Annotated in this window: 21 protein-coding genes and 1 riboswitch; of the genes, 9 read left to right on the top strand and 12 right to left on the bottom strand. The window is 68.5% G+C overall.

The features are described 5' to 3' along the window. Positions 1-146: 146 nt before the first annotated feature. On the top strand, positions 147-1703 hold the full coding sequence (locus MHN84_RS16720) for an HNH endonuclease signature motif containing protein (RefSeq protein ID WP_241205643.1): 1557 nt from the start codon (positions 147-149) through the stop codon (positions 1701-1703). 19 nt (positions 1704-1722) lie between these two features. On the opposite strand, the gene MHN84_RS16715 is transcribed toward MHN84_RS16720, so the two are convergent. Together MHN84_RS16715 and MHN84_RS16710 are read right to left on the bottom strand one after the other, a co-directional pair. Next, the gene (locus MHN84_RS16715; RefSeq protein WP_241205642.1) at positions 1723-2661 is read right to left on the bottom strand and encodes a lysophospholipid acyltransferase family protein; all 939 of its coding nucleotides are present in this window, start codon (positions 2659-2661) and stop codon (positions 1723-1725) included. Between the two features lie 44 nt (positions 2662-2705). After that, the gene (locus MHN84_RS16710) at positions 2706-4418 is read right to left on the bottom strand and encodes an MFS transporter (protein ID WP_241205641.1); all 1713 of its coding nucleotides are present in this window, start codon (positions 4416-4418) and stop codon (positions 2706-2708) included. A 141-nt stretch (positions 4419-4559) separates the two neighbouring features. Next, a riboswitch (TPP riboswitch) is annotated at positions 4560-4671 on the top strand. Between MHN84_RS16710 and thiC the strand changes: the two genes are divergently transcribed. The 7 genes from thiC (at position 4662) to MHN84_RS16675 (ending at position 11324) form a co-directional block, all read left to right on the top strand. Beyond that, positions 4662-6215 carry a phosphomethylpyrimidine synthase ThiC gene (gene thiC / locus MHN84_RS16705; protein WP_241205640.1) on the top strand — a complete coding sequence of 518 codons (1554 nt, stop codon included), beginning with the start codon at positions 4662-4664 and terminating at the stop codon, positions 6213-6215. It overlaps the preceding riboswitch by 10 nt. Then, positions 6212-7051 carry a bifunctional hydroxymethylpyrimidine kinase/phosphomethylpyrimidine kinase gene (thiD, locus tag MHN84_RS16700; protein WP_241205639.1) on the top strand — a complete coding sequence of 280 codons (840 nt, stop codon included), beginning with the start codon at positions 6212-6214 and terminating at the stop codon, positions 7049-7051. Before thiC ends, thiD begins: the two co-directional genes overlap by 4 nt. Then, positions 7044-7655 carry an alpha/beta family hydrolase gene (locus MHN84_RS16695; protein WP_241205638.1) on the top strand — a complete coding sequence of 204 codons (612 nt, stop codon included), beginning with the start codon at positions 7044-7046 and terminating at the stop codon, positions 7653-7655. Before thiD ends, MHN84_RS16695 begins: the two co-directional genes overlap by 8 nt. Before the next feature lie 15 nt (positions 7656-7670). Further along, the gene (locus tag MHN84_RS16690; RefSeq protein WP_241205637.1) at positions 7671-8282 is read left to right on the top strand and encodes a septum formation family protein; all 612 of its coding nucleotides are present in this window, start codon (positions 7671-7673) and stop codon (positions 8280-8282) included. Positions 8283-8319: 37 nt separating this feature from the next. Next, positions 8320-9810, top strand: a complete 1491-nt coding sequence (locus tag MHN84_RS16685) for an NAD(P)/FAD-dependent oxidoreductase (RefSeq protein ID WP_241205636.1) — start codon at positions 8320-8322, stop codon at positions 9808-9810. 7 nt (positions 9811-9817) lie between these two features. Further along, positions 9818-10084: a hypothetical protein gene (locus MHN84_RS16680; protein WP_241205635.1), complete on the top strand. Its 267-nt coding sequence runs from the start codon at positions 9818-9820 to the stop codon at positions 10082-10084. Continuing rightward, entirely contained in the window at positions 10065-11324 is a 1260-nt protein-coding gene (locus MHN84_RS16675) for an APC family permease (protein WP_241205634.1), read from the top strand. The genes MHN84_RS16680 and MHN84_RS16675 overlap by 20 nt, the downstream gene beginning before the upstream one ends. Here the strand turns inward: MHN84_RS16675 and MHN84_RS16670 are convergent. Genes MHN84_RS16670 through MHN84_RS16645 form a run of 6 tightly spaced genes read right to left on the bottom strand, consistent with a single transcriptional unit; the run spans position 11287 to position 19262 of the window. After that, on the bottom strand, positions 11287-11967 hold the full coding sequence (locus MHN84_RS16670; protein ID WP_241205633.1) for a response regulator: 681 nt from the start codon (positions 11965-11967) through the stop codon (positions 11287-11289). The two genes, MHN84_RS16675 and MHN84_RS16670, sit on opposite strands and share 38 nt — an antisense overlap. Next, the gene (locus MHN84_RS16665) at positions 11964-14510 is read right to left on the bottom strand and encodes a sensor histidine kinase KdpD (protein ID WP_241205632.1); all 2547 of its coding nucleotides are present in this window, start codon (positions 14508-14510) and stop codon (positions 11964-11966) included. Before MHN84_RS16665 ends, MHN84_RS16670 begins: the two co-directional genes overlap by 4 nt. A gap of 7 nt (positions 14511-14517) precedes the next feature. Then, positions 14518-15393 (bottom strand): potassium-transporting ATPase subunit C, encoded by an 876-nt coding sequence (locus tag MHN84_RS16660; RefSeq protein WP_241205631.1) that lies wholly within the window; start codon positions 15391-15393, stop codon positions 14518-14520. Between the two features lies 1 nt (position 15394). Then, entirely contained in the window at positions 15395-17503 is a 2109-nt protein-coding gene (kdpB, locus tag MHN84_RS16655) for a potassium-transporting ATPase subunit KdpB (protein WP_241205630.1), read from the bottom strand. Beyond that, entirely contained in the window at positions 17503-19173 is a 1671-nt protein-coding gene (gene kdpA, locus MHN84_RS16650; protein ID WP_241205629.1) for a potassium-transporting ATPase subunit KdpA, read from the bottom strand. Before kdpA ends, kdpB begins: the two co-directional genes overlap by 1 nt. Continuing rightward, positions 19173-19262 (bottom strand): potassium-transporting ATPase subunit F, encoded by a 90-nt coding sequence (locus tag MHN84_RS16645; protein ID WP_241205628.1) that lies wholly within the window; start codon positions 19260-19262, stop codon positions 19173-19175. Before MHN84_RS16645 ends, kdpA begins: the two co-directional genes overlap by 1 nt. Positions 19263-19485: 223 nt before the next feature. Here MHN84_RS16645 and MHN84_RS16640 point away from each other — a divergent pair, with 223 nt between their 5' ends. Beyond that, on the top strand, positions 19486-20775 hold the full coding sequence (locus tag MHN84_RS16640) for a uracil-xanthine permease family protein (protein WP_241205627.1): 1290 nt from the start codon (positions 19486-19488) through the stop codon (positions 20773-20775). Here MHN84_RS16640 and MHN84_RS16635 read toward each other — a convergent pair. From MHN84_RS16635 to MHN84_RS16620, 4 genes are read right to left on the bottom strand one after another with little or no spacing between them, the layout of a single operon-like run. Continuing rightward, on the bottom strand, positions 20729-22189 hold the full coding sequence (locus MHN84_RS16635; RefSeq protein ID WP_241205626.1) for a M28 family peptidase: 1461 nt from the start codon (positions 22187-22189) through the stop codon (positions 20729-20731). The two genes, MHN84_RS16640 and MHN84_RS16635, sit on opposite strands and share 47 nt — an antisense overlap. Continuing rightward, positions 22186-23700, bottom strand: a complete 1515-nt coding sequence (locus tag MHN84_RS16630; RefSeq protein ID WP_241205625.1) for a M28 family metallopeptidase — start codon at positions 23698-23700, stop codon at positions 22186-22188. Before MHN84_RS16630 ends, MHN84_RS16635 begins: the two co-directional genes overlap by 4 nt. A 1-nt stretch (position 23701) precedes the next feature. Beyond that, positions 23702-24601, bottom strand: a complete 900-nt coding sequence (locus tag MHN84_RS16625) for an alpha/beta fold hydrolase (protein ID WP_241205624.1) — start codon at positions 24599-24601, stop codon at positions 23702-23704. A 10-nt stretch (positions 24602-24611) separates the two neighbouring features. After that, a complete protein-coding gene (locus MHN84_RS16620) occupies positions 24612-26081 on the bottom strand; it encodes an NAD(P)/FAD-dependent oxidoreductase (protein ID WP_241205623.1) in 1470 nt (489 codons plus the stop codon). Between the last annotated feature and the right edge of the window lie 60 nt (positions 26082-26141).

The following is a 26141-nucleotide window of genomic DNA, read 5'->3' as shown; positions in this document are numbered from 1 at the left end:
GCCAGAACCAAACGGGTCTTCTCCTCGGCGCTGACCTTCACCTTCCGCGATCTCGACATCTGACACTCCCTCTGGACGTGTCACCATCATTCTCCGGCGACCCTGCCAGAAAGTTTGAGTCAGTGGACCCGAGTAGACTCGAACACGTGTTCGATGATTGGTCCGATGGCGATCTGGTTGCCGTGGTCGATGATGCGCATCGTCAGGAGGCGGTGCTGATGGCCCGCAAGCTGGCCGCGATCGCTGAGCTGCTGGGCCGCCGCACCGAAGAGGAGCTGGCCGTCGAGGAGGACGCCGCCTCGGTGATGAGCGGGTTCCACCGCACGGCCGCCGAGGTGTCGGCCGCGCTGAACATGACCGCCGCGGGCGCCCGGGTCCTGGTCGGCCACGCCGAGACTCTCGCCGTGCGGCTCCCCGCTGTCGCCGCCGAGCTGGCCGCCGGTCACATCGACTGGCGCGCCACCGAATTGATCTGCACGCGCACCGCCCTGGTCACCGACGACGTGATCGGCGCGGTGGATGCCGCGCTGGCCGAGCAGATCGGCAGCTGGCGGTGCTGGTCGCGGGAGAAGCTGATCACCACGATCGACGCAGTGGTGACCTCGATGGACGCCGCTGCCGCCAAGGAACGCCGTACCGCGGCCTATGACCAGCGCCGGGTCGACGTGCGCCCTGACCTGGACGGGATGGCCCGGGTGCGGGCGAGTCTGTCACGCGCCGACGGCGCGGTGCTCGATCGACGCCTGGCGGCGATGGCCGACTCGGTGTGCCCGCGCGATCCGCGCACGCTGATGCAGCGTCGCGCGGATGCCCTCACCGCGCTCGGGCACGGTCGCCTCGAGTTGGCGTGTGCCTGCGGGACACCCGACTGCCCGGCCCGTGGCCGGGCGCCCGCCCCGGTCGTGCCAGTGGTGGTCAATATTGTGGCAGCCGCCGACACCGTCACCGGACGCAGTGATCAGCCCGGCTACCTCGCCGGGCACGGCATCATCGACGCCGAACTGGTGCGCGAACTGGCCCGCGACGCCACCCGCCGCCTGGTCGGCCTACCGCAGGTCAGCGCCGAGCAGGCGCTCCGGTACCGACCCGGCGCTGCGCTGGCCCGCTACATCCGCACCCGCGATCTGACCTGCCGGTTTCCCGGCTGCACCGTTCCCGCCGCGCGCTGCGACATCGACCACACCGAACCCTTCGACCACGCCGACCCCGCGGCCGGGGGGCAGACCGTGGCCGAGAATCTGGCCTGTTACTGCCGAGAACACCACCGCCGCAAGACCTTCGACGAGGGTTGGCGCGATCGGCAGGTGGCCGGCGGAGTCATCGTGTGGACCTCACCGAGCGGCCACACCTACACCACCTTCCCCGGCGGGGGCGCTCTGTTCCCCGATCTCACCGGTCGCCACCGCACCCCCGACCCGCACGCCCTCGTGGTGGCCCGCGAGCAGATGTGCACCACCCGTCACGCCAACACGATCAATCGCCACCGCAATCGCGCCGCCCGAGAAGAGATCCGAGTCCGGTGCTGGCGCAACCAATTCCGCCGATTCCGGGAGTTCTTCCACGGCGAACCCACCAGCGTGAAACCCAGCACCAGCCCGTTCGCCCGCTTCGTCAACGACCCCATCGAACGCGAAGAACTGGAACCGAATTGGCAGCCACCGCCACTACCCGCCACCGACCCCGAGCAACCACCGCCGTTCTAGGCGCACTCCTCGCGGCGGGTCAGCCGAACAGCGGGAAGGCACGCTTGCGCGCCAACGCGTCCATTCCGCTTTGGATGCTGTCCTGCACCTCGCGGTACTTCTTCTCGACGTAGGCCTCGTCGTCGGCGCGTGCGGGGTCGTGGTCCAGCTCGATCGCGGGCATCAGCCGGGTGCGGATCTTCGCCGGGAGCGGGAATTGCGGTAGCGCCGCGGGTGCGATGCCCCAGGGCAAGGACACCGCGAGCGGAAAGACCTTGAGCCGCAGCAGTTTGTCCAGCCGCAGGGCACGCGACAGCCCGTCCCCGCGGATCAGCACCGGCATCGCGTCCGCACCACCGACAGTGGCTATCGGCACGATCGGTACTCCCGCCTTGATAGCCATCTTCACAAACCCCGTGCGCCCGGCCAGATTGGCCTCATCGCGCTCCTTCCACGGCCGCAGCGAATCCACCTCACCGCCGGGCCACAACGCGACGTCACGGCCCTCCGCCAGAGCCGTCGCGATGGAGTCCGGGGCGGCGGGCAGCACGCCCATCGCGCGGAAGTACCTGCCGATCACCGGTATGGCCATCAGGGCGTCGTGCGCGGTGCCGTGCAATGGACGAGCCTGGCCGAAACGTCGCCACCACTGGACGCCCACGGTCCAGGCATCCCAGACGAACGGAGCGCCGGAGTGGATGCCGACGAGGAGCACCGGCGCCTCGGGAAGGTTCTCCCACCCGTCGAACTCCATCCGGAACCAGTGATCCACCAACGTGTTCCAGACGTACTTCTGGCGCTGCATCGTGGTCTCGTCCTGGCCGCTGAGATCCCAGTCTCCAGCGCGCTGGGCCACCCAACCGGACAACCCACCATCGTGTTCAGCCCGTTTGGCTGCCATCGCCTCACGAGCGCCGTCGGCGTGCTCGTGTGCTCGCCGACGTATGTCGTCGGGACGAGAATCGGAAGTCGCGGCCATCTCGCGGGGGTACCCGCAGAGTGTGCCGCGTCACACGCCGATTTCTAGGCGCGATCCTCGGCGTAACGGCCGGGATTGAACATCGAGGCGACGGCACCGATCAACATCATCGCCGCGGCCGCGAGGAACACCACCGTCAAACCGGAGTGGAAGGGCTCGGTGATGAGCTCCGGGAAGAACGTCTTGCCCGTCAACACGTCGGCGTTGACGCCCGGCTGCTGCAGCGCGTGCGATGGCTCGAGGAGTTCGGCGATCGGGTTGTAGCCGAGGAACGCGGCGAACAGACTGCCCACCGGCGGCAGGTTGGCCACGTCGTGGGCCACCGACGACGAGACGCCCTGCGCCTGCAGGCCATTGCTCAACGCCGACGGCAGGGTGTTGGCGAGCCCGACGATCATCAGCGAGAAGAACACCCCGATCGACAACGACGAGCCGGCGTTGAAGAACGTCGCGCGGACACCGGATGCAGCGCCTCGTTCGGACGACGGAACGCTCGACATGATCGCCGCGGTGTTGGGCGCGGTGAAGATGCCGCCGCCCAGCCCGTTGAGGAACACCAGCGCGGCGAACAACCAGTAGTCGAAGTTCACCGGGATCATCACCAGCGCCACGAACGTCGCCGCCATCAGCAGCATGCCGCCCACGGTGAACGGCCGGGCACCGAATCGGTCGGACAGCGATCCGGCCAGCGGGCCGGCGACCAGGAACCCGACCGTCATCGGCAGCATGTAGATGCCCGCCCACAACGGTGTGGATTCGAAGCTGTAGCCGTGCAGCGGCAGCCAGATGCCCTGCAGCCAGATGATCAGCATGAACTGCAGGCCGCCGCGGCCGACCGAGGACATCAACCCCGCGAGGTTGCCCATGCCGAACGACGCGGAGCGGAACAGCCGGATGTTGACCATCGGCTGCTTGACGCGTAACTCCACGATGCAGAACACGACGAGCAGCGCGAGCCCCAGCCCGATGGCGCCGAGAACGGCGGGACTGGTCCAGCCCGTCGTGGAGTCGCCGTAGGGCTGGATGCCGTAGGTGATGCCGATCAGCAGCACGGTCAGGCCGATGCCGAATGTCAGCGTGCCGGCCCAGTCGAGCCTGCCCGGGCTGCGCACACCCAGTTCCTTCAGCGAGCGCACGCTCCAGATGGTGCCCAGAATGCCGATCGGCACGCCGACCCAGAAGATCGCCTTCCAGTGCCACTCGGACAGGAAGCCACCGATCAACAGCCCGAGGAACGAGCCGGCGACGGCGGCCACCATGTTCACCCCGAGCGCCATGCCCCGCTGGTTGGCCGGGAACGCGTCGGTGAGGATCGCCGATGACGACGACATCAGCATCGCGCCGCCGACGCCCTGCACCACGCGCCACGCGATCAGCCAGATCGCCCCGCCGCCGAGCTGGAACGGGTCGAACGACAGCGCGATGGCCGCGACGGTGAACACCGCGAAACCCATGTTGTAGATCCGGACCCGGCCGAGCATGTCGCCGAGCCGGCCGAACGGCACCACGAGCACGGCGGTGACGACGAGGTAGCCCATCAGCATCCACAGCAGGTAGCTGACGTTGCCCGGGGCGAGCGGATTCAACCCGATACCGCGAAAGATCGCAGGCAGGGAGATCAGCACGATCGACGCGTTGATGGTGGCCAGCAGGACGCCCAACGTGGTGTTGGACAGCACGATCCACTTGTAGAAGGGGTGATCGTGATCCATCCGGGTGCGCCGGATCGTGGTCTCGCTCATGCCAGTCGTCGTCATGTCCAGCCGTCTTTTCGCAATCGGTTTCGTATCCCCAGCGTCGGCGCAGCACTGCGCCGAAAACGCATATGTTAGCTATATAAATCATCGTGGCCAAACCGTATTCCCCGTCCGGCTGCGTCAGGGGTTGGGCTATGTTGGGAACGTCCCCACGGGAGCACGCACCGAGCGCGCTGAGAGGACGGGTAGGCCCGTCGACCGTACGAACCTGACCGGGTAATGCCGGCGTAGGGAGTAGCGAAGATGGCTCATTTGTCGACCCCCGACCACCTGACCGTCACCACCGGGCCGATCACCGGGAGCAGCAAGGTCTACCTCGAGCAACCCGACGGGGCGCGGGTGCCGTTCCGCCGCGTGCACCTGAGCACCGGCGGCCACCTCGACCTCTACGACACCTCCGGGCCCTACACCGACCCCTCGGCCGTCGTCGATCTCGAGGCCGGGTTACCGGCGCGGGCCGGCGTGGTCACCGATCGCGGTACGCAAGTGCAGCGCGCCCGAGCCGGGGAGACCACCGCGGAGATGGCGTTCATCGCCGCGCGCGAAGGCGTGAGCCCTGAGCTGGTCCGCGCGGAGGTGGCGCGCGGCCGCGCCGTCATCCCCGCCAACCACCGCCATCCCGAGGCCGAGCCCATGATCATCGGCAAGGCGTTCGCGGTGAAAGTCAATGCCAATATCGGGAACTCGGCCGTCAGCTCGTCCATCGCGGAGGAAGTCGACAAGATGGTGTGGGCCACCCGCTGGGGCGCCGACACCATCATGGATCTGTCCACCGGCCGCGACATCCACACCACCCGCGAATGGATCCTCCGCAACTCGCCGGTGCCCGTCGGAACGGTGCCGATCTATCAGGCGCTCGAGAAGGTCGACGGCGATCCGACGCGGCTGACGTGGGAGTGCTACCGCGACACCGTGATCGAACAATGCGAACAGGGTGTCGATTACATGACGGTGCACGCCGGGGTGCTGGCTCGCCACATCCCGCTGACCGTGGACCGCGTCACCGGGATCGTGTCGCGGGGCGGGTCCATCATGGCGGCCTGGTGCCTGGCCCATCAGCGAGAGTCGTTCCTGTACACCAACTTCGACGAGCTGTGCGAGATCCTGGCCCGCTACGACGTGACGTTCTCCCTCGGCGACGGGCTGCGGCCGGGGTCGATCGCCGATGCCAACGATGCCGCCCAGTTCGCCGAGCTGCGCACCCTCGGCGAGCTCACCCAGGTGGCCCGCGGGTACGGCGTGCAGGTGATGATCGAGGGGCCCGGCCATGTGCCGATGCACAAGATCGTAGAGAACGTCCGCCTCGAGGAGGAGGTGTGCGACGAGGCGCCGTTCTACACGCTGGGACCATTGACCACCGACATCGCGCCCGCCTACGACCACATCACCTCTGCGATCGGCGCGGCGATCATCGCCCAGGCCGGCACCGCGATGCTGTGCTACGTGACGCCCAAGGAGCACCTCGGATTGCCGAACCGCCGAGACGTCAAGGACGGCGTGATCGCGTACAAGATCGCTGCCCACGCAGCTGACCTGGCCAAGGGGCACCCCCGCGCCCAGCAGCGCGACGACGCACTGTCGACGGCGCGCTTCGAGTTCCGGTGGGAGGACCAGTTCAACCTGTCACTGGATCCGGACACCGCGCGGGAGTATCACGACGAGACCCTGCCCGCGACGCCGGCGAAGACGGCACACTTCTGTTCCATGTGTGGCCCGAAGTTCTGCTCGATGCGCATCAGCCATGACGTGCGAGAGGCCCACCGCGACGCGATCCAGCTGCCGGTGGTGGGCGCGTGAACTTCCTGCCGCTGACGCCGCCGGGGCAGACCCCGCTCCGGGTGCTGACCATCGCCGGTTCCGACTCCGGCGGCGGCGCCGGTATCCAGGCCGACATGCGCACGCTCGCGCTGCTCGGCCTGCACAGTCTGGTCGCCGTGACGGCGGTGACGGTGCAGAACTCCGTCGGCGTCCAGGGATTCCACGAGATCCCGCTCGACGTCATCGCCGGACAGATCGACGCGGTGGTCACCGACATCGGCGCCCACGCCGCCAAGACCGGCATGCTCGCGTCGACGGAGATCATCGACACCGTCGCCGACACCTGGGTGCGGCTCGGGCTCGACGGCGCGGTGCCGCTGGTCGTGGACCCGGTCTGCGCGTCGATGCACGGGGACCCGCTGCTGCACCCCAGCGCGCTCGGCTCGCTGAAGGACCGGTTGTTCCCGCTGGCCACGCTCGTCACGCCGAACCTCGACGAGGTCCGGTTGATCACCGGCATCGACGTCGTCGACCCGGACAGCCAGCGGACCGCCGCGCGTGCGCTGCACGCCCTGGGACCACGGTGGGCGCTGGTCAAGGGCGGGCACCTGCGCGGCTCGTCGCACAGCCCCGACCTGCTGTTCGACGGCACCGACTTCCACGAGTACGACTCCACCCGCATCGACACTCCCCATGACCACGGCGCGGGCGACACCCTGGCCGCGACGACGGCCGCGGCGCTCGCGCACGGCTACCCGATGCCCGAGGCGGTGGCATTCGCCAAGGCATGGATCACCGAGTGCCTGCGCGCGGCCTACCCGCTGGGTCACGGCCACGGCCCGGTGTCCCCGCTGTTCCGGCTGACCGATGGATGAGATCGACGGCATCGCCCACTGGCCGCCGGGCACCCCTGCCGGCACCGTTGCCCTCACGCACGGCGCGGGCGGCAATCGGGACTCTCCGATGCTCGTCGCGGTCTGTGAGGAGTGGGCCCGGCGCGGCTGGCTGGCGGTTCGCTACAACCTGCCCTACCGGCGCCGCCGCCCCAAGGGTCCCCCGTCGGGGTCGGCGGCTGCCGATCTCGCCGGGATCGTCGAGGCGGTCGGCGCGGTGCGGGCACTGGCCGACGGCCCGGTGCTCGCCGGCGGCCACTCCTACGGCGGCCGGCTCACCTCGATGGCCGTCGCCGATCACGGGCTGACGCTGGACGTGCTGACCCTGTTCTCCTATCCCTTGCATCCGCCGGGCAAGCCCGAGAAGGCCCGCACCGAACACCTGCCGCGTATCACCATGCCGACGGTGTTCACCCACGGCAGCGCCGACCCGTTCGGCACGCTCGTCGAGCTCCGCTCGGCGGCCGCGTTGATCGCCGCACCGACGGCGATCGTGGAGGTCACCGGCGCCCGTCACGACCTGAGATCGAAGACGCTCGATGTGCCCGTTCTCGCTGTTGAAGCGGCACTGCGCCTGCTCGGCTGAGCTATCGTCGGCACGGTGAGCACTCCGCCCGGGCCGCCGCCGCCACCCCCGCCACCTCCGCCGTACGGCCCGCCACCGCAGGGCCCGGGCGAATACCAGCAGTACCCCCAATATCCGCAGTACCCGCCGCCGCCACCCATGCCCTACCAGGGCTATCCCGGCCAGTACCCGCCGCCGCAGAAGAAGAGCCGCGCGAAGTGGTGGTTGCTGGGCGGCCTCGCCGCGGTGCTGCTGCTCGTGGTCGTCGGTGGCGTGATCGTGTGGGGTGTGGCCAATTCGGGCAACGTCACGGCCACCGACGTCAAGGTCGGGGACTGCCTGTCGGAGATCCCCGCCGGGGACAAGGTGATGCGGGTGCAGACCACCGACTGCGCGCAGACCCACGCGGGCGAGGTGTTCGCGGTGCTGAACATGCCGGACGGAGATTTCCCGGGCCAGGCCGCCGTCGAGGCCTACAGCGAGAGGTGCGCTCCCGCGCTGGCCAGCTACTCCCCCGCCTCGATCACCGACAACAGTGTGCAGCTGTACGTGCTGTACCCCACGTCCGAGACGTGGGCGAGCGGCGATCGAGCGGTGACGTGCGTGGCGACGCTGAACCCGCCCCGCGCCGGTTCCATCAAGGGCTGATCCGGCGTTTGCCGGGACCTCTAGTACCGTCTAGCGCATGACTTCGGTGCAGTACGACGCGGTCATCGTAGGGGCCGGATTCGCTGGAATCGGGGCCGCCATCCAACTCAAGCGGATGGGCTACGAGAACTTCGTGATCCTCGACCGGGAAGACGACCTGGGCGGTACCTGGTACGTCAACCACTATCCCGGGCTGGCGGTCGACGTCCCGACCACCACCTACTCGTATTTCTTCGAGCCGAACCCGAACTGGTCGCGGCTGTTCTCCACGGGTGCGGAGATCAAGCAGTACGCCGACGACGTCGCCGACAAGTACGACGTGCGCCGCCACATGCGGTTCAACGTGGTGGTCGCGGGAGCCCGGTGGGACGAGGAAGCCGCGTGCTGGCAGGTGGCGCTGGCCGACGGAGAGACGATGTCGGCGCGCTACCTGTTCACCGCGACGGGGTTCCTGTCCCAGCCGCGCCTGCCCGAGATCCCCGGCATCGAGACGTTCGAGGGACGGGTGCTGCACACCACCGACTGGGACGACTCCTTCGACCCGGCCGGTCAGCGGGTCGCGGTGATCGGCACCGGTGCGACCGCGGTGCAGCTGATCCCCGAGCTGGCGAAGTCCGCCGCCGACCTGACCGTCTACCAGCGCACCCCGATCTGGGTGGCCCCCAAGCTCGACTTCCACATCTCCGAGCGCACCAAGCGGGTGTTCGCGCGAATCCCGTTGGCGCAGCGCATCGTCCGGGCGATCACCGACACCATCTACGAGATGATGATCAACGTCGGTGTGGTGCATTACAAGGTGCCGCTGTTCCGCCGGCTGAACATCTCCGCCATGGACCTGTGCAAGATCAACCAGTTCATCCAGGTGCGCGACAAGGAGTTGCGCCGCCGGCTCACCCCCGACTACGACATCGGCTGCAAGCGGCCGACGTTCTCCAACAGCTACTTCCGGACGTTCACCAAACCGCATGTGCACCTGCAGAGCGACGGAATCGACCATGTCACCGCCGACGGGATCGTCAACGCCGACGGCACCGAGACCGTCATCGACACCCTCGTGCTGGCCACCGGGTTCGACCTGTGGGAAGCCAACTTCCCCGCCATCGAAGTGATCGGCCGCGACGGTCGCAACCTCGGAAAGTGGTGGCGGGAGAACAGGTTCCAGGCCTACCAGGGCGTGTCGATGCCCTACTTCCCGAACTATCTGTCGCTGGCGAGCCCGTACGCGTTCCTCGGATTGAACTTCTTCAACACGATGGAATACCAGATGCGACTGATGGACCGGCTGTTCGGTGAGCTGAAGCGCCGCGGCGCCACGACGTTCGAGGTCACCGAGACCGCAAACGCCGAGTACCTGGACCGGATGACCGAGCTGCTGGGCGATTCGCTCTGGAAGCTGGGCAACTGCGCGAGCTCGCGCTCGTACTACTTCAACCCGCACGGCGAACCGAGCCTGCTGCGGCCGATGTCGACGCGCACCGCGATCCGGGAAGCGTCGGAATTCCCCTTGAGCGACTACCAGATCAGTTAGGACTGCTGTGCCGCAACAGAATTCCCCCGCCGCCAAGACCGCGGGCCTCGCCTTGGCTGCAACCGGCCTGTCACACTTCGTCGCCCCGCAGATCTACGAGGGCATGACCAAGGCCGCGTTCCCCGACAACACCCGCACTCACGTGTTCATCGACGGCGGCATCGAGACCGCCCTCGGACTGGGTATTGCCGCGCCCAAGACGCGCAAGCTCGCGCTGGTCGGGGCGCTCGTTTACCTGGCCTATCTGGCCGGGAATGTCATCCGCAAGAAGTAACGAGCCCGCGCTGCAGCGACGGCTCGGCACTCTCGACACCGTCGTGCTCGGGCTGGGCGCCATGATCGGCGCGGGCATCTTCGTCGCGCTCGCACCCGCCGCGGCCGTCGCCGGCACCGGGCTGCTGATCGGGCTGGCCATCGCCGCGGTCGTCGCGTGTTGCAATGCGCTGTCCTCGGCGTGGCTGGCCGCGCGCCATCCGCAGTCCGGCGGCACCTACGTGTACGGCCGCGAACGCCTGAGCCCGTTCTGGGGGCACACGGCCGGCTGGAGTTTCGTGGTCGGTAAGACGGCGTCGTGCGCCGCCATGGCGTTGACGGTGGGCCACTACGCGTGGCCCGCGCATGCGACCGCGGTGGCGGTGGCCTCGGTGGTGGCACTGACCGCGATCGGCTATGCGGGAGTGCAGAAGTCGGCGCTTCTGACCCGTGTGATCGTCGCCGCGGTGCTGGCGGTGCTGGTGCTCGTCGTCGTGCTGATCGTCAGCGGCGGCGATCCGCAGGCAGGCCGCCTGGCCGGTGACGATCCGTCGCCGTACGGCGTCCTGCAGGCCGCCGGGTTGTTGTTCTTCGCGTTCGCCGGGTACGCCCGGATCGCGACTTTGGGCGAGGAGGTGCGCGACCCGGCCCGCACCATTCCGCGGGCGGTGATGATCGCGCTGGGCATCACGCTGGTCGTGTACGCGGTGGTGGCCGTCGCGGTGCTCGCCGAGCTCGGCAGCGAACGGTTGGCCGCCGCGGATGCGCCGCTGTCGGAAGCGATCCGGTCGGCGGGCTTCGGTTCCCTGGCCCCGGTCGTCAGCGTCGCCGCGGCGATCAGCGCGCTGGGTGCACTGCTGGCCCTGATGCTCGGGGTGTCGCGCACGACGTTGGCGATGGCCCGCGACCGGCACCTGCCGCACGCGCTCGCCGCGGTGCATCCGCGCCACGGCACGCCGCACCGCGCCGAGTTGGCGGTCGGCGCCGTGGTCGCGGTCGTCACCGCGCTGGTCGATGTGCGCGGCGCGATCGGCTTCTCGTCGTTCGGCGTCCTGCTCTACTACGCGATCGCGAATGCGTCGGCGTTCACCCTGGGGCGGCGCCTGGTGCCGGCGGTCGGCCTGATCGGTTGTCTCACACTGGCTTTCACCCTGCCCCTGAGCTCGGTGGCGGCGGGCGCCGCGGTCGTGGCCGCCGGCATGGGCACCTACGCCGTGCAGCGGCTCAGGGCCGGAAGCGGTGACCCATCCCGGCTTCGGTGACCAGGTGCACCGGGTGCGCCGGGTCGTCTTCGAGTTTGCGGCGCAGCTGCGCCAGGTAGACCCGAAGATAGTGACTGGACTTCGCATACGTCGGTCCCCACACCTCGGTCAGGAGCTGCTCACGGGTGACGAGCTTGCCGCTGTTGCGGACCAGCAGTTCCAGAATCCCCCACTCAGTCGGTGTCAGATGTACCACCGCACCGTTCTTGGTGACTTCCTTAGTGGCCAGATCGACGGTGAACGAGGATGTCTCGACGACAGGATCGCTTCCGGGGCCCGTCGACGAGGAACGGCGGACAGCAGCCCGCAGCCTGGCCAGGAATTCGTCCATGCCGAAGGGTTTGGTGACGTAGTCGTCGGCGCCGGCGTCGAGTGCAGCCACCTTGTCCGACGAATCCGTACGCGCCGAGAGCACGATCACCGGCGCGGACAGCCAGCCGCGCAGCCCGCCGAGCACGTCGATGCCACTCATGTCGGGCAGGCCGAGGTCCAGCACGACGACGTCGGGCCGGAAGTCGGCGGCGGCGCGCAACGCTTCGGCTCCGGTAGCCGCGGTCCTGACGTCATATCCCCGTACCGACAGGTTGATTCGCAGCGCCCGCAGGATCTGGGGCTCGTCGTCGACGACGAGTACGCGGGTCACCGTGTCTCCTCCTGCGGGGCAGGGAGATCGATCTCGACGGTCAGACCGCCTCCGGGGGTGTCCGCGACGGAGATCGATCCGCCCATCGCCTCGACGAATCCCCGCGCGACCGAGAGGCCGAGGCCGACCCCGCTGCTGTTGTCCTGGTCCCCGAGGCGCTGGAAGGCGTCGAAGATCTGTTCCTCGCTGCCCCGGGAGATGCCCGGTCCTTCGTCGGCGACCGCGATCAGCACGCGATCGCCCACCTGGCCGGCGGTGATCCGGACCGGACCGTCGGGCGCGTAGCGCAGCGCGTTGTCGATCAGGTTCGCGAGCACACGTTCGAGCAGCCCGCCATCGGCCACCACGACCTGGTGTCCCACATCCACTTTCACCCGGTCGAGCTGCTCGGCCCGGCCGTATCCGGTCACCCCGCGGCTGATACCGACCAGCGCCCGCTGGACGGTCTCTTCCAGGTACACCCGGCTCAGCTGAGGGCGCACGACTCCGGCCGCGAGCCGGGACGAGTCGAGCAGATTCCCGACGAGCGCGGTGAGCTGATCGGTCGATTCCTCGATGGTGGCCAGGAGTTCGGCCGTGTCGTCCTCCGAGAACGCGATGTCGGTGCTGCGCAGACTGGACACCGCGGCCTTGGCGGCGGCCAGGGGCGTGCGCAGGTCGTGGCTGACGGCCGAGAGCAGCGAGCGGCGCAATTCGTCCGCGCGCGCGATAGATTCGGCCTCGCCCGCCTCTGCGGCCAGCTCGCGCTGCCGGACCAGGCCGGCGGCCTGTTTGGCGACGGCGGTCAGCACGCGTCGATCGCGGGCCGGCAGCGTCGCACCCGTGAGCATCAACCAGAACTCGTCGTCACCGACCTCGATCGCGGTGTCCGCACGTTCGACGTCGGCGCACGGGTCCGGACCGACACAGCCGACGATCTCGTCGACGCCGTCGCGCCGGCGCAGCAGACTGACCGACCGCTGCGAGTAGGTCTCCCGCACCTTGTCCAGCAGCGCGTCCAGGTCGGCGCCCCGCAGCACCGAGCCCGCGAACAGCGCCAACAGCTCGGCCTCCTGGGACGCGCGCCGGGCTTCTCGCCGGCGGTTGACCGAACTGTCCACCAGCGCAGCCACCGCGACGGCGACCAGCAACATGACCACCACGGTGACGGCGCTGTCGGGTTGGGCGATCGTGAAGGTGTGGCGGGGGGTGACCAGGAAGTAGTTCAGCAGCAAGCCCGACAGTGCCGCCGACAGCGCGGCCGGCAGGATGCCGCCGAGCAGCGCGACGATCAGCACCCCGATGAAGAACAGCGCGCTCTCACCGCCGACCTCGAGAAACGGGTCGAGGACACCGACGATCAGCGCACAGATGCTCGACGGGACGATCAGCGCGGCGAGCCAGGACGTGCCGTACCGGTTCCTCGGTGCGAGCGCCGACCACCGGAACCCCCGCGACGCCTCCGGGTGGGTCACCATGTGGACATCGATCTTCTCGGAGTCCTGAACCACCGTGGCGCCGATGCCCTCGTCGAAGATGCGCGCCCACCGGGACCGTCGGGAAGTGCCGAGCACGAGCTGGGTGGCGTTCATCTCGCGGGCGAAATCGAGCAGCGCGGCGGGCACGTCGTCGCCGACCACTGTGTGCAGCGTCGCGCCCAGGCTGGCCACGAGGTCGCGGACCTTGCCCATGTGCGAGGCCGACACCCCCGAGAGTCCGTCGCCGCGCACCACGTGCACGACCATCAGCTCCGCACTCGATTTCGAGGCGATCCGAGATGCCCTGCGCACCAACGTCTCCGACTCCGGACCGCCGGTCACCGCGACCACGACGCGCTCGCGCGCCTCCCAGGTCGCAGTGATGTCGTTCTCTTCGCGGTACTTCGCGAGCGCGGCATCGACCTGGTCGGCCAGCCACAGCAGCGCGAGCTCCCGCAGGGCCGTGAGATTTCCGCGGCGGAAGTAGTTGCTCAGCGCGGCGTCGATGCGTTCGGGGGCGTAGACGTTGCCGTGAGACAGCCGGCGCCGCAATGCTTCCGGGGTGATGTCGACGAGCTCGATCTGGTCGGCGGCGCGCACCACCTCGTCGGGCACCTTCTCCTGCTGTTCGATACCGGTGATCTGGGTGACGACGTCGTTGAGGCTCTCCAGGTGCTGCACGTTCACGGTGGTGACCACGGTGATCCCGGCGTCGAGGAGCTCCTGGATGTCCTGCCAGCGCTTGGTGTTCTTGCTGCCGGGGGTGTTGGTGTGCGCCATCTCGTCGACGAGCACCACCTGGGGTTTGCGCTCGAGGATCGCCGGGACGTCGAGTTCGGGGAATCGGCCGCCGCGGTACTCGACGTAGCGGGGCGGGACGACCTCGATGCCGTCGAGCAACTCGGCGGTCTTCTTGCGGCCGTGCGTCTCGACCACGCCGGCCACCAGGTCGGTGCCCCGTTCGAGGCGCCTATGGGCTTCGCCCAGCATCGCGAACGTCTTGCCGACGCCGGGAGCTGCGCCCAGATAGATGCGCAGCTCCCCGCGTTTCGGCTTGTGGCCGGGTGGAGTGGACGACTCCGGCACGCTGTCATCAGCTCCTGGCGGGATATTGCTCGTCGAGGGCCAGATTCAGTTCCAGCACGTTGACCCGCGGCTCACCGAGGAAACCGAGCGTACGCCCGGAGGTGTGCTCGGCGACCAGAGTCCGGATCTGACCGGCCGACACGCCTCGCGCCTGGGCGACCCGGTCGATCTGCAGGTCGGCGTAGGCCGGCGAGATGTGGGGGTCCAATCCGCTGCCACTGGCGGTCACCGCGTCGGCGGGCACCGCCGGGTCGGCGGGGGCGTCTCCACGGATCGGCACGATCTGGCCCGCGGCATAGTCCTCCCCGGGCTTTGCGCACTCGACGCGCACGCCCTCGTAGGTGTCGACGAACGGAGCGTCGACACTGCCACACCGCTCGTTGACGCTGACCACACGGGTCGGGTTCACGACGGTGCCGGTCAGGTCCCGCGGGCCGAACACCGACAGCACGGCGCCGACCCCACCGCTGGTGCAGAACGGGCGCGAGCCGTCGACGCCGTCGAGTTCACCGATGGCCTTGCTGCGCGAGCACACCCTGGTCAGCAGGCTCGGCGTGTCGGCGGCGTCCACGATGCTCTCCGGCCCGAGGTTGCTGGCGCCACTGCTCATCGGGTCGTAACCGTCACCGGCCGCTGAAGCTCGGCTCTGGAAGTACTGCGGCAGAGGGTTTCCGTCGGAGTCGGTGAACGACTGGCCGATGAGGCTGCTGCCGACCTGGCGGCCGTCGACGGTGAGGATCGAGCCGTCGGCCTTGCCGGACAGGCCGGGAATCTGGGCTACCAGCCAGATGACCACCGGGTAGACGAGGCCGAGGACCACCGTCAGGACGAGCAGCGCGCGGAGGGCCGCCCAGTGTTGCCGTACGAGGTTGGAGAGGGTCATGTCACATTCCTGGGAAGAGTTGGACGACGAGATCGATCAGCTTGATGCCGATGAACGGCGCGATGATCCCACCGAGCCCGTACAGGGACAGGTTGCGGCTCAACAGTTTCGATGCGCTACTCGGTGTGTAGCGCACGCCGCGCAAGGCCAGCGGAATCAGCGCGACGATCACGAGCGCGTTGAAGATCACCGCCGACAGGATCGCCGACTGCGGGCTGTGCAGCCGCATGATGTTGAGCAGGTCGAGTCCGGGGAACAGACCCACGAACAAGGCCGGGATGATCGCGAAGTACTTCGCGATGTCGTTGGCGATGGAGAACGTCGTGAGTGCACCGCGGGTGATGAGCAGCTGTTTGCCGATCTCGACGATCTCGATCAGCTTCGTCGGGTCCGAGTCGAGATCGACCATGTTGCCGGCCTCTTTGGCCGCTGACGTGCCGCTGTTCATCGCGACGCCGACGTCGGCCTGCGCCAGCGCGGGCGCGTCGTTGGTTCCGTCTCCGGTCATCGCGACCAGCTTGCCGCCGGCCTGCTCCTTCTTGATCAGCGCCATCTTGTCCTCGGGCGTGGCTTCGGCGAGGAAGTCGTCCACGCCCGCTTCATCGGCAATCGCTTTGGCGGTCAACGGGTTGTCGCCGGTGATCATGACCGTGCGGATGCCCATGCGACGCATCTCGTCGAAGCGCTCGCGCATGCCCTCCTTCACGACGTCCTTGAGATGGATGACGCCGAGCACGCGTGGGGTGCCGTCGCGGACCTCGCCGACGACCAGCGGCGTGCCACCGGCCGCGGAGATGCCGTCGACGGTGTCGCCGAGCTGCGTGGGCACCGAGCCGCCCTGTTCGCGGACCCACGCCGCGACCGAGCCGGCCGCACCCTTGCGGAGCTGATGCGCGTCGGTCCCGTCTTTCAGGTCGACGCCGGACATCCTTGTGGTGGCGGAGAATTCGATCCACGTGGCGTGGGTCAGCTCCCCCGGCGTGCGGGCGCGCAGGCCGTACTGCTGCTTGGCGAACACGACGATCGACCGGCCTTCCGGTGTCTCGTCGGCCAGGCTGGACAGCTGCGCCGCGTCGGCGAGTTCCTGCTCGTCGATCCCGCCGATCGGCACGAACGCTGCCGCCTGCCGGTTGCCGAGCGTGATGGTGCCGGTCTTGTCGAGCAGCAGCGTGTTGACGTCACCGGCCGCCTCGACGGCGCGGCCGGACATGGCCAGCACGTTGCGCTGTACCAGCCGATCCATGCCGGCGATGCCGATGGCCGACAGCAGCGCACCGATCGTGGTCGGGATCAGACAGACGAGCAGCGACACCATCACGACGCCGGTCACGCCATTGCTGTTCAGCGCCAGGCTGTCCGGGACACCGGGGTTGTTGGCCTTCGAGTAGATGGCCAACGGCTGCAGGGTCGCGACGGCGAAGACGAAGATGATGGTCAGCGACGCGAGCAGGATGTTCAGCGCGATCTCGTTGGGTGTCTTCTGCCGGTTGGCACCCTCCACCAGGGAGATCATCCGGTCGATGAAGCTCTCGCCCGGCTTCTGCGTGATGCGCACGACGATGCGGTCGGACAGCACCGTGGTGCCACCGGTGACCGCCGAGCGGTCGCCACCGGATTCCCGGATGACCGGAGCGGACTCCCCGGTGATGGCCGATTCGTCCACCGACGCAATGCCTTCCACCACGTCACCATCACCGGGGATCACCTGACCGGCTTCCACGACGACGACGTCGCCCTGCTGCAGCAGCGGTGCGGCGACAGGTTCCTCCCGCAGCGCGGCACCCGGCTGCCAGTCGACCAGCCGGCGGGCCATGGTCGAGGTCTTGGTCTTGCGCAGCGACTCCGCCTGCGCCTTGCCCCGCCCCTCGGCCACCGCCTCGGCGAGGTTTGCGAAAACCACCGTCAGCCAGAGCCATACGACGATCAGCCAGCCGAACCAGGTGGGATCGACGATGGCGAGCACCGTGGTCCATACCGCGCCGACCTCGACGATGAACATGACCGGGTTGCGCCACAGCGTGCGGGGATCGAGCTTTTTCACTGCGTCGGGCAGCGACGTCCACAGCATCGCCGGATCGAGCAGGCCGCCAGGGGCCGTGGTGACGGACATCAGTGGATTCCTTCAGCGAGGGGCCCGAGCGCGAGCGCGGGCAGGAAGGTCAGTGCGACCAGGATCAGGGTGACGCCGACGACCATGCCGACGAACTGCGGCCGATGGGTCGGCAACGTGCCGATCGACTCCGGTGTCCTGCCTTGCCGGGCGAACGAAGCGGCCAGTGCGAGGGCGACGATGATCGGCAGGAAGCGCCCGAAGACCATCGCCAGGCCGAGGGCGGTGTTGTACCACTCGGTGTTGACGCTGATGCCGGCGAACGCCGAGCCGTTGTTGTTGCCCGCCGAGGTGAACGCGTAGAGCACCTCGGACAGTCCGTGCGGTCCGGCGTTCAGCATGCCGGCACGCTGGCCGGGCATGGCCATCGCGACGGCGGTGCCGGTCAGCACGATCAACGGCGTGATGAGGAAATACGTTGCTGCGAGCTTGATCTCGCGCGGCGTGATCTTCTTGCCCAGGTACTCCGGCGTGCGCCCGACCATCAGGCCGGCGATGAACACGGTGATGACGGCGAGGATCAGCATGCCGTAGAGGCCCGAACCGACACCGCCGGGCGCCACTTCGCCGAGCTGCATGTTGAACAGCGTCATCATTCCGCCGAGGCTGGTGTAGGAGTCGTGGAACGAGTCCACCGCACCGGTGGACGTCAACGTCGTGGACGCGGCGAAGATCGCCGAATCGGCCACGCCGAAGCGTTGTTCGACGCCCTCCATCGCGCCGCCGACGGCGGTGGGTACGGTGCCGTGGGCCTGCAGCTGGAAGAACATCGTCAGGTTCCAGCTGAAGGTGGCGATGACGCCCATCACGGCCACGATCGCGTAGCCCTGCTTGCGGCTGTCGACCATCCGGCCGAACGTGCGCGGCAGCGAGAACGCGATCACCAGCAGCAAGAAGATCTCGACCCAGTTGGTCCAGCTGGTGGGGTTCTCGAATGGATGCGAGGAATTGGCGTTGTAGAAGCCACCGCCATTGGTGCCGAGTTCCTTGATGGCTTCCTGGCTGGCAACCGGTCCGCCCGGGATGGTCTGCTGGGCGCCGGCGACGGTGGTGACGACCTGGTCGTGCAGCGCGAAGTTCTGGATGGCGCCGCCCGCGATCAGCACGATCGCGGCGACGACCGACAGTGGCAGCAGAATCCGCAGCGAGCCGCGCACCAGGTCGACCCAGAAGTTGCCGAGTTCACCGGTGTTGCGGCGGGCGAGCCCGCGCACGAAGGCCATCGCGACGGCCATGCCGACCGCGGCGGAGACGAAGTTCTGCACCGCGAGCCCGGCCATCTGCACCAGATGGCCCTGCGTGGATTCGCCGGAGTACGCCTGCCAGTTGGTGTTGGTGACGAAGCTGACGGCGGTGTTCCAGGCCAGCGCCGGAGTCATCGGCGTGGCGGGATCGTCGAGGTGCAACGGCAGCCGGCCCTGGAGCAGCTGCAAGGTGAACAGGAACAGGATGCTGACCGCTGAGAAGGCGAGCACACTTCGCGCGTAGGCGCCCCAGGTCTGCTCGGACTTCGGGTCGGCACCGATGAGCCGGTAGACGACACGCTCCGCGCCGAGGTGCTTCTCGGACGAGTAGACGCGGTACATGTAATCGCCCAGCGGCACGTGAACGGCCGCCAGGGCGGCGACGAGCGAGACGAGGAAGACGATCCCCGCGGCGGTACCACTCACTAGAACCTCTCGGGAAACAGCAGGGCGGCGAACACGAAGAGCGCGATCAGGATCGCCAGCACCAGGCCGACGACGTTCTCGTAGCTCATAACTTCTCGACCAGCTTCTGCACCAGGCCGAGCGCGGCGAAGACCGCCACCGTCAGCGCGGCGAAGACGACTACAGACACGGGGTTTCTCCCACACGAGTGCGAGCCCATGGATTTCACAGGCCTTTCACACCATCGGCCTGGCCGCAGACCCCTCGCCACTGTCTTTACGGTCTTTTGACGCTCCCGAGCGGAACCTTTACGGCGTCATTAGAGTCTCGGGAATGCCAGTCGCCTGGAAGCGTGTCGACTCACGAGCTGACCCGACCTTCGTGGTCGCGCCCGACGAGCGCCTGAGCTGGCCCCGCACTCTCGGGTTGGGGGCCCAGCACGTCGTCGCGATGTTCGGCGCGACGTTCCTGGTGCCGGTCCTGACCGGGTTCCCGCCCGCCACCACGCTGCTGTTCTCCGGTGTCGGCACGGTGCTGTTCCTGCTGATCACCGGTAACCGGCTGCCCAGCTATCTGGGCTCGAGCTTCTCGGTGATCGCACCGATCACCGCGGCAGTGGCCTCCGACGGCGCGGGCAGCGCGCTGGGCGGCATCATCGCCGTCGGTGTGCTGCTGATGGTCGTCGGTGCCGTGGTGCACCTCGCGGGTACGCGGTGGATCGACCTGACCCTGCCACCGGTGGTCACCGGCGCGATAGTCGCGCTGATCGGGCTGAACCTGGCGCCGGTGGCCAAGGCGAACTTCGAGAAGGGTCCGGTCCTCGGGATCGTGACGCTGGTGCTGCTGGTCGCAGTGCTCGCGTTCTTCCGGGGCATGATCGGCCGGCTCGCGATCTTCCTCGCGGTCGCGGCGGGCTACGTGCTGGCGCTGATCCTCGGCGAGATCGACACCGCGGGCATCGCGGCTGCGCCGTGGATCGGGTTGCCGCAGTTCCAGACTCCGACGTTCTCGCTGTCAGTGCTGCCGCTGTTCCTGCCGGCCGTGGTCGCGCTGATCGCCGAGAACATCGGGCATGTCAAGTCGGTGGGTCAGATGACCCAGCGGGACATGGATCCGCTGATGGGCCGTGCGCTCGCGGCCGACGGGGTGGCGACCACTCTCGCCGGCTTCGGCGGTGGCTCGGCCACCACGACCTATGCCGAGAACATCGGCGTGATGGCCGCCACCCGGGTCTACTCGACGGCGCCGTACTGGGTCGCTGCGGGCGTGGCGATCCTGCTGTCGTTGTGCCCCAAGGTGGGAGCGGCGATCTCCGCGGTACCGGCAGGAGTGTTGGGCGGCGCGACCGTGGTGCTCTACGGCCTGGTCGGCATTCTCGGTGTGCGGATCTGGCTGACCAACCACGTGGACTTCTCGCTACCCGTCAACCAGATGACCGCGGCCATCCCGCTGATCATCGGCATCGCCGACTTCACCTGGACTGCGGGGAATCTGCAGTTCACCGGAATCGCGCTGGGCTCGATCGCCGCGCTGATCATCTATCACGGGATGCGGCTCCTGGGGTACAGGTCGAGCCCTAGGGCGTCCGCCGAGTCCGCTGATCCCGCGCCGGAACCCCGTTAGCGCCCTCGATCGACTGCGCATAGCTGCCGACCGCGGCCGCCGCGGCCGAAGCCATGACGCCCAACGCCTTTCGGTCGACGTTGTCGATGGTGTCACCGCGCCGGTGATAGTCGGGGTCGAACGCGACACCGGCGCGACCACCCCAGATGCGGGCCTGCACTTCTGATTTGATCTGCGATGTCCCGGTGGTCAGGCCGCCGACCGGTACGCCTGCGGCGACGAACGGCGCGTAGTCGGTACCGCTCGTCATCGGCATGTCGGCCGGCCGCACACCCGTGTCGTAGAGTCGCGCGGCCAGAGTGCGCTCGATGCCCGCAGATCCGTCCGGCAGCGGGCGCACGTTCGCCGCTGTCTGCGCCGACTGATCGCCGTCGAGGGTGAAGTAACCCGCATTCGGGGACCCGATGACGTCGAGATCCAGATAGAGCGCGATGGCGGCGAGTTCGTCGGGCTCCATCGCGCGCAGGTACGCCGCGGAGCCGTCGGCCGACACCTCGCCCCCGCCCCAGAATGCGAACCGAACAGCGTTGTCGGCGTTCGGTGTCGGGCCCAGTTGCAGCGCGGTCTCCAACACCGCTGCGACGCCCGAGCCGTTGTCGTCGATACCGGGCCCGCCCGCCACGCTGTCGAGATGGGCACCGACGACCACGACGTTGTCCGGGTCACCCGACGACGTCTGGGCGATCACGCTGCGCGACGTCGTCATCACCGGCTTGTTGTCGAGCACCAGCGTGACGGGGTCGGCGGTGCGCCGCAGCGCGGCATCCGCGGCCGGGTCGATGATGCCGACGGGAATCGACATGTGCTGGTAGTAGCCAGGAGTGAACAGACCGGCGGGGGCCCCGACCGGTCGGGACGGGGTGGCCTCGCTGACCACGAGTACACCGACTGCGCCGGCGGCGGCGGCCGCATCGTGTTTGGCCACCACCGAGCATCGGCTGTCGTCGACCACCGCGATGGCCCCCTTGATGGCGACGCCGGCGTAGTCGGCGGCGGTGCAGCCGGCGGCCGAGCGGGGCCGCCAGGTGAGCGCCTTCACCCCACCCGGCGCGGTGGTGAGCAGCAACGACGCCTGGTCGACGCGGAACCTGCGTCCGGCGACGGTCAGCGCGGGCGCACCGCCGCGGGAACCCGACAGCCGTTGGAACTCCGGCGTCTGTACATCGAAGCCCTTGTCCCGCAATGCCTTCGCGACGTAGTCGACACTCGCCTGATAGCCCGGCGTGCCGTCGGCACGGGTGCCGTCGTGCTCGTCGGCGATCGTCTGCAGCTCGCTCAGGTGGCGGTGCACACCGTCGACGGTGACGCGCTCGGCCATCTCGTCGGCCAGATCCGCGGGCGGCGCAGCGGACTGCGAGGAGCACGCAGTCAGGAGGGCGGCCAGCGCGACGACAGCCCGCGGCCACCGCGTCATGAGTCGCGCAGGGTGTGCCGAGTGCGGTCGTCGCGCACCGGAATGCCGTTGCGGCCACGCTGATCCTGCGCGTAGAGCCCCACGGCGTAGCCGACACCGCTGCCGTTGATCTGCATCGCCGTGCGATCGATCTTGTCGAAGGTGTCCGAGGCCTTGTGGTAGTTCGGATCGAACGGCTGATCGGCCTTTCCACCCCAGAGCTCGGCCTCCTCGGCGGTCATCTTGTCCTCCGCCCCCGAGAAGAGTCCGCCCGACGGTACGCCGGCGCGGGTGAAGGCGTCGTAGTCGGAGCGGCCGTCGAACGACGTGTCCTCGGCCTGCTTTCCGGCACTGTCGAGGTAGGCGACGAGGGACCGCTCGATTCCGGCCGATCCTTCGGGCACCCGCGGGACAGGCTGGTTGCCCAGGGCGGCGGACTGGTCACCGTCATAGGTGAAGTAGCCCGGGTTCGGCGACCCCAGCATGTCGAAGTTCAGGTAGAGCGCGATGTCGGTGAGCTGGTCGACATCGAGGGAGTTGACGTAGTTGTAGGAACCGAGCAGGCCCTCTTCCTCGGCGCCCCAGAATGCGAACCGCACCGCGTTGGCGACCTGCGGCGAACTGCCCAGTTGCAGAGCCGTTTCCAGGACCGCGGCCGTTCCCGAGCCGTTGTCGTTGATCCCGGGGCCTTCGGGCACGCTGTCCAGATGAGCACCGACGACCACGACGTCTGAGGTGGAACCGGTCTTGGTCTGTGCGATCACGTTGCGGGTCTTCTCGGTTCGCACCCCGGCGTTCATCCGGATCGTGGCCTGCTCGCCGGCTGCCTCGCGCAGTCGCGGCCCCTCGGCCTTGGCGACGCTGACGACCGGGATCGTGACCTCGGTGTCCTCGCCGAGCGTCCCGCCGGTCATCTCGCCGTCGGAGTTGTTGACCACGATCAGCGCGACGGCGCCGCGGGAGGCAGCGGCGGTCTGCTTCTCCCCGAACGGGCAGGAGCCGCGGTCGACGACCACGACGGCACCCTGGGTCGGCAGCCCGTCGTAGTCCTGCGCCGTACACCCGGGGGTGTCCTCGACGCGGGCCGCCACGATGGGCCCGGACACGCCCGCGCCGGGCGCACCGGCGGTGTACTGGAGCGGCCGGGCGGTGACGTCAGCGCCGTCGACGGTGAGTTTCGGCGCGTCGGCAAACGGCAACCGGACCTCGAACTCCGGGATGTCGACGTCGAACCCCTTGTCCCGCAGCGCTTTTGCCACATAGTCCACGCTGGCTGCGTATCCGCCGGTGCCCAGCGCCCGGTTCCCGCCGTTGGCGTCGGCGATGTCCTGCAGCGCCCGCATGTGAGCCATCGTCGCGTCGACGGTGACCTTGCGGGCCAGGGAATCGGCGAACTGCCCTGCCGCGCCCGCGTCGACCGAGGGCGTGGGGGACGGAGCAGGCTGGTTGTCGCGGCTGCATCCGCCGGCGACGAGCAGTGCGACGACGAGCAGGACCGCCGGTCGCAGTCGGGTGTGGATCACCCGCACCACGTTAGCGCGCGCCCAGATGCTCCAGCACTGCCTCAGCTGCCAGCTGCGGTTCCTCGATCTGGAGGAAGTGACCGGCCGACGGAAGCGTGACGACGGTGCTCCCGGTGGGCAGCACGTCTCGGATGGCCTCGGCGTAGTCGACCAGCATCGCGCCGTCCTGCACGCCCTGCAGGTGCAGGATCGGGACGCGCGGCAGGTCGAAGCGGTACCGGTGGAGGTCGGCGTAGCGCGCCTGCGGTGCGCCCGGGCGGACGAGCGCCCGGTAGTAGCCGAGTGCGGCGCGCCGATGCACAGGGCTGGGCAGCGCGGCCAGCGCGGCGTCCAGCTCGGCGCCGGTGTCGAAACCGGCGGGCCCCCAATCGCGCCAGAGCCGGCGGATGACGCGCGGCAGCACGCGTTCAGGTGCGCCGGGCAGCTGGAAGAAGATGATGTACCAGCTCTTGCGCAGCTGCCGCGGCAGCTGCTGCAGCTGCCGGGCGACGTCCCCGCGCGCCCGGTTGACCGCGCCGATCGGCGCGACCGCCATCGTGATGTGCGCGGCGAACGGGGACTCGGGATGGGCGGCGAGCGCGGCCGCCGTGAACGCCCCCCAGTCGTGGCCGATCACGACCGCGTCGTCGGGCGCGCCGAGCGCGGCGTGCACGGCCAGGGCGTCGTACACCAGCGCCCCGATGTTGTAGTCCCCGTCGGGCGCCGGACCCGTCGGCGCGTAGCCGCGGGAAAACGGGGCGACCACGCGCATTCCGCGCGCGGCGAGCAGCCGCGCGAACTTCTGCCAGCCCCAGGCGCTGTCGGGGAAGCCGTGCAGACACAACACCAGCCGGCCGTCGGCCGGACCCCACGCCAGCGCACTGACCTTCAGATGGTCGAGCTCGAAGGTCAGCCGCTGCGCGTCGGTCACGCCATGGAACTTACGCGCTGGCCAGAGCCCGCTGCTTGCTGAACTCCAGCGTGCCGTCGTCGATCTTGCCGTTGCGGATGACCCGCAGGTCCACGAGATAGTTCTGCTTGAGCCGCCACGGTGCCTTCGACCCCGATTTCGGCAGCCGGTCCAGCGCACGCTTGATGTAGCCCGACGTCAGGTCGACGAACGGGAGTTCCTCGACGTCGGGGCCCGGGTCCCGGGGCACCACGGTGTCGTAGCCGCGGCTGTCCATGTACTGCAGTAGCCGGCTGACGTACTCGGAGGTGAGGTCGGCCTTCAGTGTCCACGACGCGTTGGTGTAGCCGAAGGTGAACGCCACGTTGGGCAGACCCGACAGCATCAGCCCCTTGTAGGCCACCGACGTCGACAGGTCCTGCGGTTCTCCGTTGCGCAGCACCTCCGCACCGCCGAAGAACTGCACGTTCAATCCCGTTGCGGTGATGATGATGTCGGCCTTGATCTGCTGGCCGGACTTCAGCGCGATGCCGTCTTCGGTGAAGTGGTCGATCACATCGGTGACCACGTCGGCCTTGCCCTTGCGGATCGTCTTGAACAGATCACCGTTGGGCGCCAGGCACACGCGCTGATCCCACGGCTTGTAGTCGGGGGCGAAGTGCTTGTCGTAGTCGAAGCCATCGGGCAGCCGACGTTCGGCCATGGTGCGCAACGCTTTCCGGAAGACGTTGGGCAGGGTGCGGGCCAGCTGGTACTGCGCCGTGGCCTGCAGGATGGCCTTCCAGCGCACCGCGGTGTAGGCGGCCTTCTCCGGTAGCAGCCGGTAGGCGCGCGCGGCGAAGGGGTCCTTGTCGGGCAGTGAGCCGATGTAGGTGGGGGTGCGCTGCAGCATCGTCACGTGGCCTGCGCCGCTGTCGACGAGGGCGGGGATCAGCGTGATCGCGGTGGCCCCGCTCCCGATGACGACGACGTTCTTGCCCTGGTAGTCCAGGTCCTCCGGCCAGTGCTGGGGATGCACGATCGTGCCGGTGAAGTTCTCGGCGCCGGGGAATTCGGGTGAGAAGCCCTGGTCGTAGTTGTAATAGCCGCTGCAGGCCCACAGGAACTGGGCGTGCAGTTCGACCGTCTCGCCGTCTCGCTCGATGGTCAGCTCCCACCGGCTGTGCTCGTCGGACCAGTTGGCCGCGGTCACGCGCTGGCCGTAACGGATGTGCTCGGCGATGCCGTTCTCGGTGGCGGCCTCGTTGAGGTAGTTCCAGATCGACGGGCCGTCGGCGATCATCTGGTCGGTCGCCCACGGCTTGAAGTGGAAGCCGAGGGTGTACATGTCGGAGTCCGACCGGATACCGGGGTACTTGAACAGGTCCCAGGTACCGCCGAGCTTTTCCCGGCGCTCCAGGATCACATAGTCCTTGTCCGGGCAGTTCTGCTGGAGATGCCATGCGGCGCTGATGCCGGAGATCCCGGCTCCGACGATGACGACGTCGACAAATTCGGTCATGATGTAAAGCTATCAACATCGTGTCGACATGGTCAACACTGTGTTGAGAGATTCGACATC

Origin of the sequence: Mycobacterium sp. PSTR-4-N (assembly GCF_022348085.1) — a bacterium.
In the GTDB taxonomy this organism is placed as follows: domain Bacteria; phylum Actinomycetota; class Actinomycetes; order Mycobacteriales; family Mycobacteriaceae; genus Mycobacterium.
This window is presented reverse-complemented; position numbering and strand designations above follow the sequence as displayed.